Source organism: Kitasatospora sp. NPDC036755, from assembly GCF_040636595.1.
In the GTDB taxonomy this organism is placed as follows: Bacteria; Actinomycetota; Actinomycetes; order Streptomycetales; family Streptomycetaceae; genus Kitasatospora.
In genome coordinates this window covers 1-1,834 of sequence record NZ_JBEZUT010000636.1, presented here as the reverse complement: position 1 = coordinate 1,834, position 1,834 = coordinate 1, and the positions used below count along the sequence as shown (strand labels likewise).

Genomic DNA, 1,834 nt, shown 5'->3' with positions numbered 1-1,834 from the left:
TTCTCGTCGCGGTCGCGGCGCTGGGTGGGGATGGCGGTGGTGTCTTCGGTCGTCTGCTGGGCCATGGCGGTGAGGACGGCGTCGGGGCCGACCTCCAGCAGGGTGGTGACTCCGCTGTCGGTCAGGGTGCGGACGGCGTCGGTGAAGCGGACGGCGGCGCGGACCTGGTCGACCCAGTACTGCGGGTCGGTGAGTTCGGCGGTGGCGAGGGTGCCGGTGACGGTGGAGACGAGCGGGATGGTGGGCTCGTTGTAGGCCAACTGGGTTGCCACGGTGGCGTACTCGGCGAGCATGGGCTCCATGAGGGCGCTGTGGAAGGCGTGGGAGACGCGGAGCTTGGAGGTGCGGCGGCCTTGGGTGGCGAAGCGCTCGGCGAGCGCCTCGACAGCGGTGGCTTCGCCCGAGATGACCACGGAGCGGGGGCCGTTGAGGGCGGCGATGTCGACGCCGTCGGTCAGGTGCGGGGTGACCTCGGCTTCCGTCGCCTCGACGGCGATCATCGCGCCGCCACTCGGAAGGGCCTGCATGAGTCGGCCACGGGCGGCGACGAGTCGGGCGGCGTCCGGCAGGGACCAGACGCCGGCGACGTGGGCGGCGGCGAGTTCGCCGATGGAGTGTCCGGCGAGGTACTGCGGGCGCACGCCCCAGGAGTCGAGGAGGGCGAAGAGCGCGACCTCGACGGCGAAGAGGGCGGTCTGGGTGTAGGCGGTCTGGTTGAGGAGGTCGCTGTCCTCGCCCCAGACGACCTCGCGCAGGGGTCGGTCGAGCCACCGGTCCAGCTCCGTGCAGACCTCGTCGAAGCGGGCCGCGAACACGGGGTGGGCGTTGTACAACTCCTGTCCCATGCCGAGGCGCTGGGCGCCCTGGCCGGTGAACAGGAAGCCGGTGGTCCCGCCGGAGCGGGCCGCACCAGCGAGCGGTTCGGTGCCGTCGGCGATGCGGTCGAGCGCGGTGAGCAGTTCCTCGCGTTCGGCGGCCGCGACGACCGCCCGGTGCTCGAAGCTGGTACGGGTGCCGACCAGGGAGTGGGCGACGTCCAGCAGCCGCAGGTCGCCGTGAGCCGTCAGGTGCTCACGCAGCCCCGCCGCCCGGTCGCGCAGGGCGTCCGCGCTGCGCGCGGTGAGGACGAACGGCAGGGCGGTGCCGTCCGGTTCCTGCGCGTCGACCATCGCGGCCTCGGGTGCCGGAACCCCCTCGATGATGATGTGGGCGTTGGTGCCGCTGAGGCCGAAGGAGGAGACGCCGGCCCGGCGGGGTCGGTCGCCGAGGGGCCATGCGCGCGGCTCGGTGAGCAGCTCGACGGCGCCGGCCTCCCACTCCACCTGCGAGGAGCGCTGCTCGGCGTGCAGGGTGCGGGGCATGACGCCGTGGCGCATGGCCTCGACGACCTTGATGACGCCCGCGACGCCGGCGGCGGCCTGGGCGTGGCCCATGTTGGACTTGATGGATCCCAGCCACAGCGGCGCGCCGTCCTCGCGTCCCTGCCCGTAGGTGGCGATGAGGGCCTGGGCTTCGATGGGGTCGCCGAGGCGGGTGCCGGTGCCGTGGGCTTCGACGAGGTCGATGTCGGCGGTGGTGAGGCCTGCGGTGGTGAGGGCCTTGCGGATGACGCGTTGCTGGGAGGGGCCGTTGGGGGCGGTGAGGCCGTTGGAGGCGCCGTCCTGGTTGACGGCGGTGCCGCGCAGAACGGCCAGCACCGGGTGGCCGTTGCGGCGGGCGTCGGACAGCCGCTCCAGCAGGAGCATGCCGACGCCTTCGGAGATGCCGGTGCCGTCGGCGTTGTCGGAGAAGGACTTGCTGCGGCCGTCGGTGGCGAGTCCGCGTTGTCCGCTGA

At 73.0% G+C, this 1,834-nt stretch carries 1 protein-coding gene; it reads right to left on the bottom strand.

What is annotated here, in order from left to right; genetic code table 11:
- The coding region (locus tag AB0E96_RS40775) for a type I polyketide synthase (RefSeq protein WP_359831858.1) at positions 1-1,834 on the bottom strand (1,834 nt) is incomplete at both ends.